This window comes from Streptomyces sp. NPDC030893 (assembly GCF_055571535.1).
Map to the genome: position 1 here is coordinate 52,331 of NZ_JBVIFC010000018.1, position 16,511 is coordinate 68,841.

Below are 16,511 nucleotides of genomic sequence, written 5' to 3' on the forward strand. Positions count from 1 at the left end.
CTCGCGACCGACGCGGCAACTTCCAGGGCTCGGCGGGGCAACCCCGGGGCACAGCTCCTGACCGACGAGGCGACCCCAGGGCTCGGCTCGTGACCGGCGAAGCAGCCCCGGGGCTCCGCTCCCGACCGGCAGGGCAGCCTCGGACCACGGCTCGCGACCGACGCGGCAACTTCCAGGGCTCGGCGGGGCAACCCCGGGGCACAGCTCCTGACCGACGAGGCGACCCCAGGGCTCGGCTCGTGACCGACGAAGCAGCCGCGGCGCTCCGCTCCCGACCGGCAGGGCAGCCTCGGACCACGGCTCGCGACCGACGCGGCAGCCCCGGGGCACGGCTCGCGACCGACGCGGCAACTTCCACGGCTCGGCGGGGCAACCCCGGGGCACAGCTCCTGACCGACGAGGCGACCCGGGGCTCGGCTCGTGACCGACGAAGCAGCCCCGGGGCTCCGCTCCCGACCGGCAGGGCAGCCTCGGACCACGGCTCGCGACCAGCGAGGCAACTTCCAGGGCTCGGCGGGGCAACCCCCGGGGCACGGCTCCTGACCGGCGGGGCGGCCCCGAGGCACGGCCCCGACCGACGGAGCGGCCCGGGCTCGGCTCCCGACCAACGCCGCAACCCGGGACTCCACTCCCGGCCGACGTAGCTGCCCCCGGTTCGGCTGCCGGTCGGCGGGCGCCGCCTCAGGGAAGGTGCCGGCGTGCCCTGACCTGTGCGTCGTCCGCCGCGCGGGCGCCTTCCTCCCAGCCCGCCGCGTCGCTCACCCCGCGCATCCGCGTGGTGGTCGTCTCCGGGAACAGACGGTCGGTCCGGTCGGCGACCGCCACCGCGCGGGAGGCGAGGACCGGGAGCAGGTCGTCGCTCACCGGGGTCTCGGCGGCGGCCGCGAGACGTGTCCCCACGCGGTGCGCGTAGGCCGCCAGGAAGGACTGCCGGAAGGTTTTGGTCCGCTTCCGTCCGCCCGCACGCTGGGCGGCCTCCGCCCGGGTCATCGCCGTGGTGGCCTGCACCAGCAGTGAGGTGTAGAGGAGCTCGACCGCCTCCAGATCGGAGGCGAAGCCGACCACGGTGGAGAAGCCGAGCGGCTCGTTCCACACGGCCCGGCAGTGGTTCGCGTCGGCGACCACGTCCAGCAGTACCGCCTTGGCCTGCTCGTACGGCGGCTCCACCCCGATCCGGCAGGCGCCCGGCACCTCGCCCGAGGGCTCCCGCGCGGCGAGCAGCGCCTCGTCGACACTGTGCCGCGCCATCAGCTCCTGCGCCTTGGCGCTCAGCGCCTCCGCCTCCTCGGGGAACCCCGTCGCCTCCGCCTTGGCCAGCAGCGCGCGGATGCGGCCGAGCATCCGGGACTCCGGCCGCCGGTCCTGCCGGCCCGGGGCGGCGGCCGTCTCGTCGAGGGGTTCGAGGGCCGGCAGGCGCAGCAGCAGGCGGTACAGCTCCAGTACGGCCGTGGCGTACGAGAAGCGGTCGCCGCGCGGGAGGGGGCCCGCGTCCGGCTCGTCGAGCTCTGCCAGCTGCGCCTGCCAGCGCGGCCCCCGGGGCCGGTCGTCGCGCGGAGCCTGCGCACGGATCAGTTCCGAGACGATGCCCACGTGCGCGGCGTCCAGTTCGCGCCGGACGATCCGTACGACGTCGGCGGGCTGCCAGCCGCGCCGCCATGCGGTGGCCACGAACTCCTCGCCCCGCCGGGCCAGTTCGGTGTCGGCCGCCGGGTCGGCGGCGAGCAGGGACGCGCCGGTGTCGAGGGCGGTGTCGCCGGTCTCGTAGAGGGCCGCCCGGAAGGCCCGGTCGACGGTGCTGGACGTACTCACGAGCCGATCGTGCCATGTCCCGCACGCTCACCCGAAAGTGTCAACTTCGGGTTGACACCCCCCTACTGTCAACTTACGGTTGACACATGACGACGAACCCCGCCATCAAGTCATCCGTACGTCTCGACGACCTCATCGCGGCGATCAAGAAGGTCCACGAGGAGCCGCTGGAGCAGCTCCAGGACGCGGTGCTCGCCGGTGAGCACCTCGGGGACGTGGCCGACCACCTGATCGGCCACTTCGTGGACCAGGCCCGGCGTTCGGGCGCCTCCTGGACGGACATCGGCAAGAGCATGGGCGTCACCCGGCAGGCGGCGCAGAAGCGCTTCGTGCCCAAGGAGGGCAACGACCTCGACCCCAACCAGGGCTTCAACCGCTACACGCCCCGCGCCCGCAACACGGTCATGGCCGCGCACAACGAGGCCCAGGCCGCGCAGAACGCCGAAGGGCTCCCCGAGCACCTGGTCCTGGGCCTGCTGGCCGAGCCCCAGGGCCTGGCCGTGAAGGCGATCACCGAACAGGGCGTCACCGTGGACGCCGTCCGTGAGGCCGCCCGCGCGGCGCTCCCGCCGGCCGTCGAGGACGCCCCCGAGCTGGTGCCGTACGGACCGGCGGCCAAGAAGGTCCTGGAGCTCACCTTCCGCGAGGCCCTCCGCCTCGGGCACAACTACATCGGCACCGAGCACATCCTGCTCGCCCTCCTCGAACACGAGAACGGCGAGGGCCTGCTCAGCGGCCTCGGCATCGGCAAAACACCCACCGAGCGGTACGTCGCCGAGATGCTGGCGCAGTACGTCGAGACCCGCACCGAGGACGACTCGGCGCAGCAGTCCTGATCAGGGGCCGTTGTCAGACCCGCCTGCCACACTCGCCGCATGACCGACCGGTGGGCACTCGCTCCGGCCGAGGAGGGCGGCGTGGACGTCGCCCCCCTCGGTCCGGACGGGCTGCCCGCCGCCCCGGTGCGGCGGGAGAAGGACCTCGCCGAGGCCGTGCGGAGCCGTCCCGGTGTCACGCGGTGGGTGTGGCGGTCCACCGCCGAGGTCTACCCGCGCCTGCTCGCCACGGGGGTGCGAGTGGAGCGGGCCTACGACATCGAGGCCGCCGAGACGCTCCTGCTCGGCCACGAGGGGCGGTACGGGGAACCCCGTTCGGCGGCGGCCGCGCTGGCCAGGCTGCGCGGCGGGCCCGTACCGCCCGATCCACCGCAGCGCCAGGCCGAACCGGGCGCGCAGCCGTCCCTCTTCGAACCGCGGGGCATCCCGCTGCCGCTGGCGGACCTCCTCGCGGTCTACGCCGAGCAGCAGCGACGCACCGACGCGACCGCGCGCCCGGACCGGATGCGGCTGCTGACCGCCGCCGAGTCGGCCGGGATGCTGGTGGCCGCCGAGATGAACCGCGCGGGACTGCCCTGGCGGGCAGACGTGCACCGCACGGTGCTGCACGACCTGCTCGGCGAGCGGTACGCGGGCGGCGGCGAGCCCCGCCGCCTCGCCGAGCTCGCCGACGAGGTGTCCGCCGCCTTCGGCCGCCGCGTCCGGCCCGATCTGCCGGCCGATGTCGTCAAGGCCTTCGCGCAGGCCGGCGTCAAGGTCTCCTCGACCCGCCGCTGGGAGCTCGAGTCCCTCGACCACCCGGCCGTCGCGCCGCTGATCGAGTACAAGAAGCTCTACCGGATCATGGTCGCCCACGGCTGGTCCTGGCTCCAGGACTGGGTGCGTGACGGCCGCTTCCGGCCCGAGTTCCTCGCGGGCGGCACCGTGACCGGCCGCTGGGTGACCAACGGCGGGGGCGCCCTGCAGATCCCCAAGGTGATCCGCCGCGCGGCCGTCGCCGACCCCGGCTGGCGGCTCGTCGTCGCCGACGCCGACCAGATGGAACCGCGGGTGCTGGCGGCGATCTCCCGCGACCCCGGCCTCATGGAGGTGGCCGGCCGGGAGACCGACCTCTACCAGTCGGTGTCCGACCGCGCCTTCTCCGGCGACCGCGCCCAGGCCAAACTCGCCGTCCTCGGCGCGGTCTACGGCCAGACCTCCGGCGACGGCCTGAAGAACCTCGCCGCGCTCAGACGCCGCTTCCCCAGAGCGGTCGCCTACGTCGACGAGGCCGCCCGCGCGGGCGAGGAGGGCCGGCTCGTACGGACCTGGCTGGGCCGCACCTGCCCGCCGGCCGTCCGCGCGGCGGACGACGACGCGGCGGAGGAGGCGGGCATCCCGCTCGCGGAGGAGGAGCAGAGTTCCGACGCCCGCCCGTGGGTCCCGGGCTACGCCTCGACCGACGCCCGCGCCCGTGGCCGCTTCGCCCGCAACTTCGTGGTCCAGGGCAGCGCCGCCGACTGGGCCCTGCTGCTGCTCGCCGCACTGCGGCAGGCCTTGCGCGACATGGCCGCCGAGCTGGTCTTCTTCCAGCACGACGAGGTGATCGTGCACTGCCCCGAGGAGGAGGCGGCGACGGTGACGGAAGCGATCCGGCGGGCCGCCGACCTGGCCGGCCGGCTGACCTTCGGACCGACGCCCGTGCGGTTCCCGTTCACGACCGCGGTGGTGGAGTGCTATGCCGACGCCAAATGATCAGCGCGCCGGCCGGGCCCCCGCCACCAGGTCGCGCAGTTCCTCCACCACGGCCTGCTCGTCCGTCCCGTCCAGCGCGTCGAGCGCCGACCGCCACTGCTCCCGCGCCTCGCTCATACGCCCCCGCTCGCGCAGCAGCAGACCGTACTGATGGCGGGCCAGGCCACCGGTGTAGCGGTCGGCGCGGGCGTCCGCCCGGCGCAGCAGCTCGGCGCACTCGGCGTCGGCCCGGCCTGAGCGCCCCAGCAGCCGCAGGGCCCGTACCAGGCCGAGCCGGGTCTGGGACTCGCCGTGCCAGTCGCCGTGCCCGCCGAGGATGCGCAGGCTCTCCTCGAAGTGCGGCAGGGCTGCGGCCGGTTCACCGAGCCGGAGGTGGGCGTAGCCGATGTTGCAGTGCGCGGTGTGCCGCACGATCACCGCGCCGATCCCGTCGCCGATGGCGAGCGAGCGCCGGTGCTGCTTGATCGCGGCGCGCGGATCGGTGTGCTCGTACAGGTTGCCGAGATGGCTGAGGGTGACGGCCTCGCCGTAGGGGTCGTTCAACTGCCGTGAGTACGCCAGGCCCTGCCGCAGCGCCTGCTCCGACTCGGCGTACCGGCCGAGCCCTTCGAGCAGCAGGCCGCGGTTGTTGAGCGAACGCCTGGTCCAGGAGACGGCACCGAGCCGCCGCCAGATCTCCAGCGCGCGGTCGGTGAGGCCGAGGGCGTCGCCGGTGCGGCCGGTCAGGAAGTGCAGCCCCGCCAGGTCCCCCAGCGCGCACGCCTCGGCGGCCTCGTCCCCGAGCCGCCGCGCCACCCGGAGCGCCGCCCGGCCGAGCACCTCCAGCTCGGGGACCCGGCCGGCGCGCAGGAGGTAGGGGTGCAGCAGGCGGAGGAGCACGGCGATGTGTCCGTCCTGACCGTGCTCCTGATCATCGGCGTCACCGGTCGGCTCACCGGCGTACCGCTCGACCAGGGTGACGATGTTCTCCAGTTCCCGGTCGCCCCAGGCGAAGGCCGCCCCGGCGTCGGCGAACGGCGGCACGGAGTCGACGTGGGCGGCGTGCCCGGGCGGCTGGGACGGGGTCGGGCGGCGGCGGTCGTCCTGGTCGAGGCCGGGTTCGACGATCGCGGTGAGGGTGCGTTCGGCGACGGCGGCGTACCAGCGCAGGGCCGCTTCCGCGGGGTCCTCGCCGGGTCCGGGCCGGCAGGCTCCGGGAGCGCCCCCGCATGCCCCCGCCTCCGTGCTCGCCGCGACCCGGGCGCGTTCGCGGGCGAAGTCGCGGACCAGGTCGTGGGGGACGTAGCGGCCGTACGCGGTCTCCTCCATGAGGGCCACGTCCACGAGCCGGTCCAGCGCGGCCTCGGCCCGGCGCTCACCGGTTCCGGTGAGCCGGGCCAGCAGGGGCGCGCCGTAGGCCGGCAGGTCGAGCGCGCCGATGCGGCACAGGGCGAGGGCGGCGTCGCGGTCGGTCTCGCGGTCGGAGACGGTGAGCGCGTCGTGCGCGACGGCCAGCGAGCGGCGGACGCTGAGGTCGTCGTACTCCAGGTGCGGCAACCGGCTGTCGGTGGCGGACAGTTGCCCGGCGAGCGCGTCGGCCGTGAGGGCCCGGCGCGCGGCGAGCCGGGCCGCGACGACGCGCAGGGCCAGCGGCAGCCGGCCGGTGAGCGCGACGAGCGGGTGACCGGCGCCCAGCCCGTCGCGGCCGGAGACCGCCCGCAGCAGGGCGGCGCTGTCCTCGTCGGACAGCGGGGCGAGCGGTACCCGGGCGGCCCCGTCGAGCGTGGTGAGCGGCGAGCGGCTGGTGACGATCACCGCGCAGCCGGGTCCGGCCGGCAGCAGCGGCCGGACCTGCGCGGCGTTCGCGGCGTCGTCCAGCACCAGCAGGGTGCGCGTGGGCGCGAGCAGTGAGCGCAGCAGAGCGGCTGCCGCGTCCGGGTGTTCGGGGATGGCGCAGGGTTCGGTGCCCAGGTCGCGCAGGAGGGCGGTGAGGGCCTGCGCGGGGGTGAGGGGGGTCATGCCGGGGGTCGCGCCGTGCAGATTGATGTAGAGCTGGCCATCGCCGAAACGTTTCGCCAGTGTGTGGGCGACCTGGAGGGCGAGCGCGCTCTTGCCGACCCCGGCGGTACCGCTGACGACGGCGGCGGCGACGGGCCCGGCCGGCCGGGGCGGACGGGTGAGCACCCGGGCCAGTTCGGCCCGCGCGTCCGTACGGCCGACGAAGTGAGCGGGCGGCGGCGGCAGTTGCGCGGGCCGCAGCACGCCGCCGATACCGCTGAGGCCCCTCACGGCCGACTCCTGGCCCCGACCCCCGTCACCGTTGCCCCGCAGCACTTCCACATGCGCCTCGCGCACCTCCGCCCCCGGTTCGATGCCGAGCTCGTCCACCAGGCGGGCGCGCAGGTCACGGTGGACCACCAGCGCCTCCGCCTGACGGCCGGTGCGGTGCAGGGCGAGCATCAGCTGACGGTGGTACGACTCCCGCAGCGGATGCTCGGCGGCCAGCGCCGCAAGCTCGGGCACGATGTCGGCCAGGCGCCCGCCGCCGACGGCGAGTTCGGCGTCGTACCGCCATTCCAGGAGCAGCAGCCGCGCCTCACGCAGCCGCCGCACCAGGGCGTAGCCGCCCACTTCCGGGGGCAGCCCGGTGAGCGGGCTCCCCCGCCACAGCGCGAGCGCGGCCGTGCACTCGCGCGCCACCCGCTCCCAGTCCCGCACGGCGTGCGCGGCGCGGGCGGCGGCGGTGTGCGCGTCGAAGACCTGCACATCCACCTCGCCCTCGCCGACGCGCAGCAGATACCCGTTGGGCACGGTGAGCAGCCGGCCGGGGTCGTCGAGCAACCGCCGCAGGCGGGCCACGTGGTTGTGCAGCGAGGGCAGCGCGGAGACCGGGGGCGCACCGCCCCACATCGCGTCCTTCAGCGCGTCGATGGAGACGACCCGCCCTGGGTCGAGCAGCAGCGCGGCCAGCAGGACGCGGATCTTGGCACTCCCGATGACCTGAACGGAGGCCAGGACGTCACGTCCATCGCTGCCGCCGCCGTCGTCGCCGCCCCCGTCGTAGAGAACCGTCGTCCCCAGCAGTCCGAAGCGCAGTCCGTGCCGTGTCACGCCGCACCACTGCCTTCCGGGTGACTGAACGGAGAACCATTGGCCTCATGTTAGCGATCCGTTGGCAAAGTCTGATGTGATCACTACATCGGATGGGGCCCGGGGGTGCGCGCGTAGAACGCGCAACTCGGGGGAGTGTCGCCGCCGCGGCCCGGTCCGGACACGAGGGTTCCCGGTCGGCAGAGGTGAACGACCGGGCCCTCGTCCTTCCGTCCGCCCGCCCGGCGGCTCAGACCGCCCGGCGGCTCAGATCACGGGCGGCCGCCCGAGCCGGGTGAGCCGCCACACCGTCCGCCAGCGCATGGGCCGCCGCTCCCCGGCCGGCTCCCGCAGCCCCTCCACGAACCCGCCGAACCAGGCACGCAGCCCGCGGACCGACCGGTTCCGCAGCACGGTGAGCAGCATCCACACCCCGAGGTGCACGGGCACGAGCACGAGCGGCAGCCGGCGCCGGGCCAGCCAGACCCGGTTGCGGGCGTTCACCCGGAAGTAGATGGCGTGCCGGGCGGGCGAGGTCTTCGGGTGCCGGAGCAGCAGTTCGGGCGCGTAGAGAATCCTCCACCCCGCGTCGGCGGCCCGCCAGGCGAGGTCGGTCTCCTCGTGCGCGAAGAAGAAGGCGCCGGGCCAGTCGCCGATCTCGTCCAGCATCGTCATCCGCAGCGCGTGCCCGCCCCCGAGGAACCCGGTGACGTACCCGCCCTTCATGGGATCCGCCTTCCCGAGCCGGGGCACATGCCGCCGCTGCGTCTCCCCCGACTCATCCGCGATCCGGAAGCCGACGATCCCGAGCCGTTCGTCGGCGGCGTACAACTCCCCTACCCGCCGCAGCACATCGGCGTCGACCAGCAGACCGTCGTCATCCAGCTCGACGACGACGTCCACGTCCCCGAACTCCCGCAGCCGCTCGATGCCCGCGTTCCGCCCGCCGGGGCAGCCGAGGTTCTCCGCCAACTCGACGGTGGTGACCTCACCGGGCAGGGACAGCCGCCGGGCGAACTCGGGCAGCGGACAGCCGTTCCCCACGATCACGATCCGCGCGGGCGGCACATCCTGCTTCGCCACGGACTCCAGCAGCGCGTCCACCTCGGCCGGCCGGTTCCCCATGGTCACGACGGCAACGGCGACCCTCGGCGTCGTCCCCATGCCCCTCACCCCACTCCAGCCGACGACTCCCGCTGACCCGCGATGCTAACCGTTCACACGAAGCCCCCCTCAACGCCACCCACCGGCACGGCCGCACCGTACGCACACCAGTTGCCGAGCCACAACGCGGCAGACCTTTCGCGGCAGCCGGGACGCCATGACGGTTCCTCACCTGAGGAGCCAGGGCTGAACCGGCGGAAATCAGCGAGTCACGACAATCCTCCGTCCTGCAAATATCCAGATAAGAACTGAGCACTGAAACTGGCCGTCATGAACGTTTCTTCTGGTCAGTCGGTCGTTCTCTCATCACACCTGTCGGTGAATCGATGGCGACTCTGTAACTGGCCGCCAGAAGACACGGTTGCCCCAAGTGCTTGGCAGGAGATCACCAGAAGGGGGACGCCTTGGTCATGCAGTACGCCGCTCGCCTCACCACAGCCCTGGCCGCCGCGGGAACACTCATCCTCACCACACCGACCGGTGCGCACGCCGGCGCGATCGGCTCGACTCCCGTGCAGACCTTCGAGTACAGCGTCGGGGGCGTGACGATGAAGGTCCCGACGGGTTGCATGTTCACGCACATCATCAGAGGAAGCGGCAAGAAAATCACGTACCAGAACGCCGGAGTCGACTGCGCCTTTGTCGGAGCAATGAGCAGCGGTTTCTGCAACTGGCGCATTGACTTCGCCTATGCCGGAACAAGCAACCGGCTGTACCGCACATCGCGCGGCAAGACACACAGCGAGTGCAAGATCGACCCGATGCGGAACAACTCTCCACAGACACTGCCTCAATATGGAAAGGCGTGCGCCCACCTCTACGTCAACGGAGTGCGGCGTGTGAGCCAGTGTCATCACATCACGAAGTGAGCCACCCATGATCGAACAGCCAAACGAACCGGATCCGAGCCAAGGCTTGAAAACGCGGCGGCGTCAGGCCGGGATCGCCGCGTTCGTCGTGGGCCTCGTCGCTTCGCTCAGCTTCTTCGCCTTCTTCCCCGGGCTGCCACATGTCATTGACTGGGGGGCAATCCTCGCGTCCCTCGCCGTGGGCGGACTTGCCCGATGGGGCTGCCAGTCCTGGATCACGAGGACAGCGAAGCAGAGAACGGAGCGTATGTGATCGACGCGGTGAATCCAGCCCCTGGGCACCCCGAAGCGCCTCCGGCGAGTTGCACCACTACACCCCGCTGAACGGCAAAAACCCCAGGTCGGATGCCTATCGTCCTGGGGTCTTCGATGGAGCCGCCTTCGGGATTCGAACCCGAGACCTACGCATTACGAGTGCGTTGCTCTGGCCATCTGAGCTAAGGCGGCGTGCCGTGTGCACCATGGTGCGATCAGCGACGTCGGTAAGTCTACACAGTTTCGCAGGGTGGTTCGTACCGGCCCCGGAGGCGGGCCGGAGGGGGTGCCTCCGGGGCGGCGGGGCGGCTAGGAGCAGCGTTTGCCGTCCGTGGGCGGGGTGCCTTCGAGCAGGTAGGTGTTGATCGCGGAGTCGATGCAGGCGCTGCCGCGGCCGTAGGCGGTGTGGCCGTCGCCTTCGTAGGTGAGGAGGTGGGCGGAGGAGAGCTGGCCGGCCAGGGCCTCGGCCCAGCGGTACGGAGTCGCCGGGTCACGGGTGGTGCCGACGACGACGATCGGGGCCGCGCCCTTCGCCTCGATGCGCTGTGCCTCTCCGGTGGCCTGCACCGGCCAGTACGCGCAGTTCAGCGAGGCCCAGGCAAGGCCCTCGCCGAAGACGGGCGACACCTTCTCGAAGTCGGGGAGCGCCTGCTTCACCTCGTCCGGGGACTCGAAGGCGGGCGGGAGGTCGAGGCAGTTCACGGCCGCGTTGGCGAACATCAGGTTGCTGTACTCGCCGTCGGCGTCGCGTTCGTAGTAGCTGTCGGAGAGGAAGAGGAGTCCGGCGCCGTCGTTCTCCTTCATCGCCGCTGTCAGCGACTCGCGCAGCTGCTGCCAGGCGCCCTCGTCGTACATGGCGGCGATCACGCCGATCGTGGCGAGCGACTCGGTGAGCCTGCGGCCGTCGGCGTCCCCGGTGGGCAGGGGGCGGGCGTCGAGCTTCTCGAAGAAGGCCTTCAGGTTCTTGCCGGCCTGCTCGGGGCCGGTGTCCGAGCCGCCGAGGGGGCAGTCGCTCTGCCGGACGCAGTCCTCGGCGAAGGCGGTGAACGCCGTGCCGAAGCCCTCGGTCTGTTCGAGGTTGAGCCGCCGGGCGGGCAGCGAGGGGTCCATCGCGCCGTCCAGGACGAGACGGCCCGTGCGGTCCGGAAACAGTCCGGCGTAGGTCGCGCCGAGGAACGTGCCGTACGAGGCGCCGACGTAGTTCAGCTTCTCGTCGCCCAGCACGGAGCGCACGATGTCCATGTCCCGGGCCGTCTCGACGGTCGACACATGGCGCAGCAGCTCGGGCGAGTCCGCCCCGCAGCCCTCGGCGAACTTCTTGTACGCCGCGACCAGCTCGTCGGTCTCCTCGGCGTCGTCGGGTGTGATGTCCGTCCGCGTGTACGCGTCCATCTCCGGCCCGTCCAGGCATTCGACGGGTTCGCTGCGGGCGACGCCGCGCGGGTCGACGGCCACCATGTCGTAGCGGGCGCGCACGTCCTCCGGGTAGCCGATGCCGGCGTACGCCTGGAGGTAGGCGACCGCCGAGCCGCCGGGGCCGCCGGGGTTGACCAGCAGTGAGCCCAGTCGCTCCCCCGGGCCCGTGGCCTTCTTGCGGGCGACGGCGAGACGGATGTCGCCGTCGGAGGGCTCGGCGTAGTCGAGCGGTGCCTTCACCGTGGCGCACTGGAAACCGGGTGCGCCGCAGTCGCGCCAGGCCGGTTTCTGCTCGTAGTACCGCGTGAGCGCGGCGGGTGTGGAGCCGGGCAGGGGGGTGAGGGCTGCTGCCGCCTCCTTCGCCGCCGAGCTCGCCGTACTCGCCGTGCTCCCGGAGGAACAGCCCGCGATCAGCAGAGCGGCAGTGGCGAGCAGGGTGGTTCCGGCACGGGTACTGCGGTGGGTGCGCCTTGTGTACATACCGCGAGCGTAACCCTGCGCTACCGGGTGAGTGCTCTGCGTGCGCGACGTGGCGTGTACGAGTCGTCCTGCCGGCGCGGCGGACGCGCCCCTCGTCAGCCCGCTCTGAGGGCCATGGTCATCGCCTCCACCGCGAGCAGGGGTGCCACATTGCGGTCCAGGGCCTCGCCGCAGGCCGCGATCGCCTCGATGCGGCGGAGGGTGGACTCCGGGGAGCTGCCGCGGGCGAGGCGCTCCAGCGCGTCCCCGGCGTCCGTGTTGGCGATCGCGATGCGGGAGCCGAGCTGGAGGGCGAGGACGTCCCGGTAGAAGCTGGTCAGGTCGGTCAGCGCCACGTCGAGGCTGTCGCGCTGGGTGCGCGTTCTGCGGCGCTTCTGCATGTCCTCCAGATCCTTGACCACGCCGGCCGTGCCGCGCGGCAGGCGTCCGCCCTGGGCCGCGCCGAGGGCCGCCTTCAGCTCCTCGGTCTCCTTGCCGTCCATCTCCTCGGCGAGCTGCTTGGCGTCCTCGGCGGCGGCGTCGACGAGTTCCTGGGCGGCCCTGAGGGCGCCGCCGATCTCGTCGACCCGCAGCGGAAGCTTCAGTACCGAGGCCCGGCGGGCGCGGGCGGCGGGGTCGGTGGCGAGGCGGCGGGCCCGGTCGACGTGGCCCTGGGTGGCGCGGGCGACGGCGGCGGCGACGTCGGGCTCGATGCCCTCGCGCCGTACGAGCATGTCGGCGACGGCGTCCACCGAGGGCGTACTCAGGTTGAGGTGGCGGCAGCGGGAGCGGATCGTCGGCAGGACGTCCTCGATGGAGGGCGCGCACAGCAGCCAGACCGTGCGGGGGGCGGGCTCCTCGACGGCCTTGAGGACGGCGTTCGCCGACTTCTCGTTGAGCCGCTCGGCGTCCTCGACGAGGATCACCTGCCAGCGGCCGTTCGCCGGGGCGGTGAAGGACTTGCGAACGGTGTCGCGCATGTCCTTGACCAGGATCTCCGCGCCGACCGCCGCGACCGTGCTGACGTCGGCGTGGGTGCCGACCAGCGCGGTGTGGCAGCCGTCGCAGAAGCCGCAGCCCGGGGCTCCGCCGAGGGCGCGGTCGGGGCTGACGCACTGGAGCGCGGCGGCGAAGGCGCGCGCCGCCTGGTTGCGTCCCGCGCCGGGCGGGCCGGTGAACAGCCAGGCGTGCGTCATCCGGGACGCCTCCGGCGGGGGCGCGCCGGCCGCCGCGGCGGTGACGAGCGCGTCGGCGTCCCGGGCGGCGGCGGCGAGCTGACCGCTCACCCGCTCCTGCCCGACGAGGTCGTCCCATACGGTCATGGGTCATCCCGCCCTTCCGTCGCGTCCGTCAGTCCGTCATGTCCGGCCCAGGTCCGGCAGGACCTGCGGGATCCATTGTGCGGGCGGGCACTGACAACGGCCGTGCCCGCCCCGTACCCGCCCCATATCCGCCCCGCACCCGTGGCCGGGTCAGCGCCGGCGTCCCCGGCCGCCGCCGTCGTCGCCGCCCTCGTCCTCGTGCGGGCCCAGCAGTTCGTCGGCGAGGCTCGGCAGGTCGTCCAGCGGGGTCTCCTCGGCCCAGTCGGAGCGCTTCCGGCGGCGGCGCGGCGCGCGCTCGGCCCGGGGGTCGGGTTCGACCTGCGGCAGCTCGCGCGTACGGTCGTCCGGTCCCTCGGGGCCGCCGGATTCCGCGGGTCCGCCCGCCGGGTTCTCGTCCTTGAAGAAGCCCGGCGGCACCCTGTCGTCCACGCGCCCCTGCCCGTCGTCGCGGACGGGTCGGAGTACCGCGGTCTCGTCCGCCGCACCCGGGGGCACGGCGGGCAGCACCGCCGTCTCGTCCGCCGCGCCCGGCGGGACCTGCGGCTTCGGCAGCTCGGTCGTCACCTCGGCGTCGGAGACCCCGGACCCGGACCGGCCGGACGTACTGGCCCGCCGCCCCGTGTCCTCGTCCGAGCCCCCCTCCTCGCCCGGCCCGGCGTCCCTCTCCGGCACCCTCGGCAGCACGGCCGTCTCGTCCACCGGGCCGCCCGACGCGTTCCTCGGCGTCACCACCGGCGTCGGCACGGTCACCGCGTCGTCGGCCTGCGGCCCGGAAGCCCCGGGAGCGGACGGCCGCGCGGCGCCCGGGCCGCCCGTCGTCCTCGGCCCGGCCTCGGCCGCGGCAGCCGCCTGCTCGGCGAGCCGGCGGGCCTCCTCCGCGCGCAGCAGCGCCTCCTCGGCCTTGCGCTGCTTCTCCAGGCGCAGCGCCTCCGCCTCGGCGCGCAGCCGCTCTTCTTCCTCGGCCTGCTTGCGGCGGCGCTCCTCCTCGGCCCTGCGGCGGGCCTCCGCCTCGGCGCGCGCCTTCTCCTCGGCGAGCAGCCGCTGCCGCTCCTCCTCGGCACGACGGCGCGCCTCCTCGGCCCGCTGCCGGGCCTCCTCCGCCTGCCGTTCGGCCTCGCGCCGCTGCGCCTCCTCCAGTTCGCGCTGCTTGCGCTCCTCCTCTTCGGCACGCAGCCGCGCCAGCTGCTCCTGGCGCTCGCGCTCCAGGCGCTCCTCCTCGGCCTTGCGGGCCGCCTCCTCCTCCGCCTTGCGGCGGGCCTCCTCCTCGGCCTTGCGGCGGGCCTCCTCGCGGGCCTTGATCTCGGCCTCGGACAGCGGCAGCACCCGGTCGAGCCGGTGCCGGATCACCGTGGTGACCGACTCGGGTTCCTGACCGGCGTCGACCACCAGGTAGCGGCCGGGGTCGGCGGCGGCGAGGGTGAGGAAACCGGCCCGCACGCGCGCGTGGAACTCGGCCGGCTCGGACTCCAACCGGTCCGGGGCCTCGGTGAAGCGTTCCCGCGCGGTCTCCGGCGCCACGTCCAGCAGCACCGTCAGGTTCGGGACCAGGCCGTCGGTGGCCCAGCGGTTGATGCGGGCGATCTCGGTCGGGGACAGATCGCGTCCGGCGCCCTGGTAGGCCACGGAGGAGTCGATGTACCGGTCGGAGATGACGACGGCGCCGCGCTCCAGGGCGGGCCGTACGACGGTGTCGATGTGCTCCGCGCGGTCGGCGGCGTACAGCAGTGCCTCCGCGCGGTGCGAGAGTCCGGCGCTGGAGACGTCCAGCAGGATGGACCGCAGCCGCTTGCCGACGGGGGTCGCGCCGGGCTCACGTGTGAGGACGACCTCGTGGCCCTTGCCCCTGATCCAGTCGGCGAGGGCCTCGGCCTGGGTGGACTTGCCGGCGCCGTCGCCGCCCTCCAGGGCGATGAAGAAGCCGGCGGCGGCGGGCGTCTGCTCGGGGTCGTCGCCGCCCAGCAGCGCGTCGCGCAGGTCCTGGCGGAGCGGCACCCCGGAGCGGTCGTCGACCTTGGCGAGCACGAGCGCCGCCACCGGCAGCAGCAGCGCGCCGACCAGCATCAGCGTGAACGCGGCGCCGCCGTGCGCGAACACGAACCGGCCGTTCTCCACCCGGTGCGGTCCGATGCCCGCGGCGACCAGGGGGGCGATCAGCGCGGCGAGGGCCACCAGGACCCGTACCACCGCGTGCAGGTGCTCGGTCGTACGGGCCCGGCGCTGGTCCTCGGTCTCCTGGTCGAGGAGCGTGTGCCCGGTGTTGGCGGCGATGCCCGCGCCGATGCCGGCCAGCGCCATGATCAGCACCACGCTGGTGACGTCCGGGACGAGCCCGGCGGCGAGCAGCGCGACGCCGGTGAAGGCGAGGGCGAGGGCGAGCAGCCGGCGCCGGGACAGGGCGGGCAGCAGCGCCGGCGCGGTACGGATACCGACGACGACACCGCCGGTCAGGGCGCCCACCAGCAGACCGAAGAGCACGGGTCCGCCACGCAGGTCCGTGGCGTGCAGCACCGACACGGCGACGGCGGCGGAGACCGCGGCGGCGACGGACGCGGAGGCGAGCACCAGCAGCGGCATCGCACCGGTGCGGCCCTTGTCGGAGCCGGCGGCGCTCTTCGGGCGGCGCAGGCCCTCCAGCGGCGACCTCGCGCGGGGGGTGCGGGTGCCGGGCAGTTCCAGGAAGGTGACGACGGACAGCGAGGCGGCGAACAGTCCGGCCGCCACGTACGAGGCGAGGGCGGCCTGGTGTTCGCCGAACCACTCGATGCCCGTGCCCAGCAGGTTGTTGAGGAGGGCCGCGACGACGAGCGTGACGGCGGCGAGCGGTATCGCCACGAACGTCGTGCGCAGCGACAGGCGGCGCAGCGCGTCCATGTGGTCGGGCAGCGGCCGGACGGTCGCCCCCTCGGGCGGCGGGGCGGGCAGCAGGGCGGGCGCGGCGCTCTCGCGGCAGACCGTCCAGAAGCGCTCGGCGACTCCGGTCACGAAGGCGGTGACGAGGAGGACCGCCGGTGCGTTCTCGGGTGTCCAGTCGATCCACAGGGGCGCCACGATGAGCAGCGCGGCCCGCAGCCCGTCGGCGCCGACCATGGTCCAGCGGCGGTCCAGCGGCCCGTCCTGCGAGGTGAGCGAGGTGAGCGGGCCGAGGAGTACGGCGCCGAACAGGAGCGTCGCCAGGATGCGGACCCCGAAGACGATCGCCACTGCGAACGCCGCACCCCGGTAGCCGCCACCGAACGACTGTTCGGCGACGGCCGCCTGAAGGGTCAGCAGGACCAGCACCAGAAGGGCGAGGACGTCACCGACCCCGCCCACCAGCTGTGCGCTCCACAGCCGTTTCAGCTGCGGTCGGCGCAGCAGGGCGCGGACGGCACGCTCGCGGGAGTCCGCGACCAGGGCGTCGTCGGGGGCCGGCTGAGGGGCCGTTGGCTGCTCGGCTCGCGTCATGCGTTCAGCCTATCGGCCCGCGCCGACAGCACGGCGCGACGCGCCTGACATGCACACGCCCCGGCAGGAAAGTGTTGCCGGGGCGTTCGCATTCCGAACGCCGGGCGAAGACCGCCCGGCGTCACCGGGAAGGT

At 73.8% G+C, this 16,511-nt stretch carries 10 protein-coding genes and 1 tRNA gene; 4 read left to right on the forward strand and 7 right to left on the reverse strand.

The features are described 5' to 3' along the window. Positions 1–681 precede the first annotated feature (681 nt). The gene (locus tag ACZ434_RS27760; RefSeq protein WP_468460519.1) at positions 682–1,809 is read right to left on the reverse strand and encodes a DUF2786 domain-containing protein; all 1,128 of its coding nucleotides are present in this window, start codon (positions 1,807–1,809) and stop codon (positions 682–684) included. A gap of 86 nt (positions 1,810–1,895) precedes the next feature. On the opposite strand from ACZ434_RS27760, the gene ACZ434_RS27765 reads away from it, so the two are divergent. Further along, positions 1,896–2,645 (forward strand): Clp protease N-terminal domain-containing protein, encoded by a 750-nt coding sequence (locus ACZ434_RS27765; protein ID WP_468460521.1) that lies wholly within the window; start codon positions 1,896–1,898, stop codon positions 2,643–2,645. A gap of 39 nt (positions 2,646–2,684) precedes the next feature. Next, entirely contained in the window at positions 2,685–4,379 is a 1,695-nt protein-coding gene (locus ACZ434_RS27770) for a bifunctional 3'-5' exonuclease/DNA polymerase (RefSeq protein ID WP_468460523.1), read from the forward strand. Here ACZ434_RS27770 and ACZ434_RS27775 read toward each other — a convergent pair whose 3' ends face one another. Together ACZ434_RS27775 and ACZ434_RS27780 are read right to left on the reverse strand one after the other, a co-directional pair. Beyond that, complete coding sequence (locus tag ACZ434_RS27775; RefSeq protein WP_468460525.1) at positions 4,380–7,469, reverse strand: AfsR/SARP family transcriptional regulator; 3,090 nt, start codon at positions 7,467–7,469, stop codon at positions 4,380–4,382. 246 nt (positions 7,470–7,715) lie between these two features. After that, positions 7,716–8,612 carry a glycosyltransferase family 2 protein gene (locus tag ACZ434_RS27780; RefSeq protein WP_468460527.1) on the reverse strand — a complete coding sequence of 299 codons (897 nt, stop codon included), beginning with the start codon at positions 8,610–8,612 and terminating at the stop codon, positions 7,716–7,718. A 410-nt stretch (positions 8,613–9,022) separates the two neighbouring features. Here ACZ434_RS27780 and ACZ434_RS27785 point away from each other — a divergent pair, with 410 nt between their 5' ends. Then, a complete protein-coding gene (locus ACZ434_RS27785; protein WP_468460529.1) occupies positions 9,023–9,481 on the forward strand; it encodes a hypothetical protein in 459 nt (152 codons plus the stop codon). A 7-nt stretch (positions 9,482–9,488) separates the two neighbouring features. Next, positions 9,489–9,734 carry a hypothetical protein gene (locus tag ACZ434_RS27790; protein ID WP_468460531.1) on the forward strand — a complete coding sequence of 82 codons (246 nt, stop codon included), beginning with the start codon at positions 9,489–9,491 and terminating at the stop codon, positions 9,732–9,734. A 117-nt stretch (positions 9,735–9,851) separates the two neighbouring features. Here ACZ434_RS27790 and ACZ434_RS27795 read toward each other — a convergent pair. The 4 genes from ACZ434_RS27795 to tmk form a co-directional block, all read right to left on the reverse strand. After that, a tRNA-Thr gene (locus tag ACZ434_RS27795) sits at positions 9,852–9,928 on the reverse strand. Positions 9,929–10,045: 117 nt separating this feature from the next. Further along, positions 10,046–11,632: an alpha/beta hydrolase gene (locus tag ACZ434_RS27800; RefSeq protein ID WP_468460533.1), complete on the reverse strand. Its 1,587-nt coding sequence runs from the start codon at positions 11,630–11,632 to the stop codon at positions 10,046–10,048. A 95-nt stretch (positions 11,633–11,727) separates the two neighbouring features. Further along, on the reverse strand, positions 11,728–12,933 hold the full coding sequence (locus tag ACZ434_RS27805) for a DNA polymerase III subunit delta' (RefSeq protein WP_468460535.1): 1,206 nt from the start codon (positions 12,931–12,933) through the stop codon (positions 11,728–11,730). Between the two features lie 150 nt (positions 12,934–13,083). Further along, the gene (gene tmk, locus ACZ434_RS27810; RefSeq protein ID WP_468460537.1) at positions 13,084–16,377 is read right to left on the reverse strand and encodes a dTMP kinase; all 3,294 of its coding nucleotides are present in this window, start codon (positions 16,375–16,377) and stop codon (positions 13,084–13,086) included. Positions 16,378–16,511: the final 134 nt, after the last annotated feature.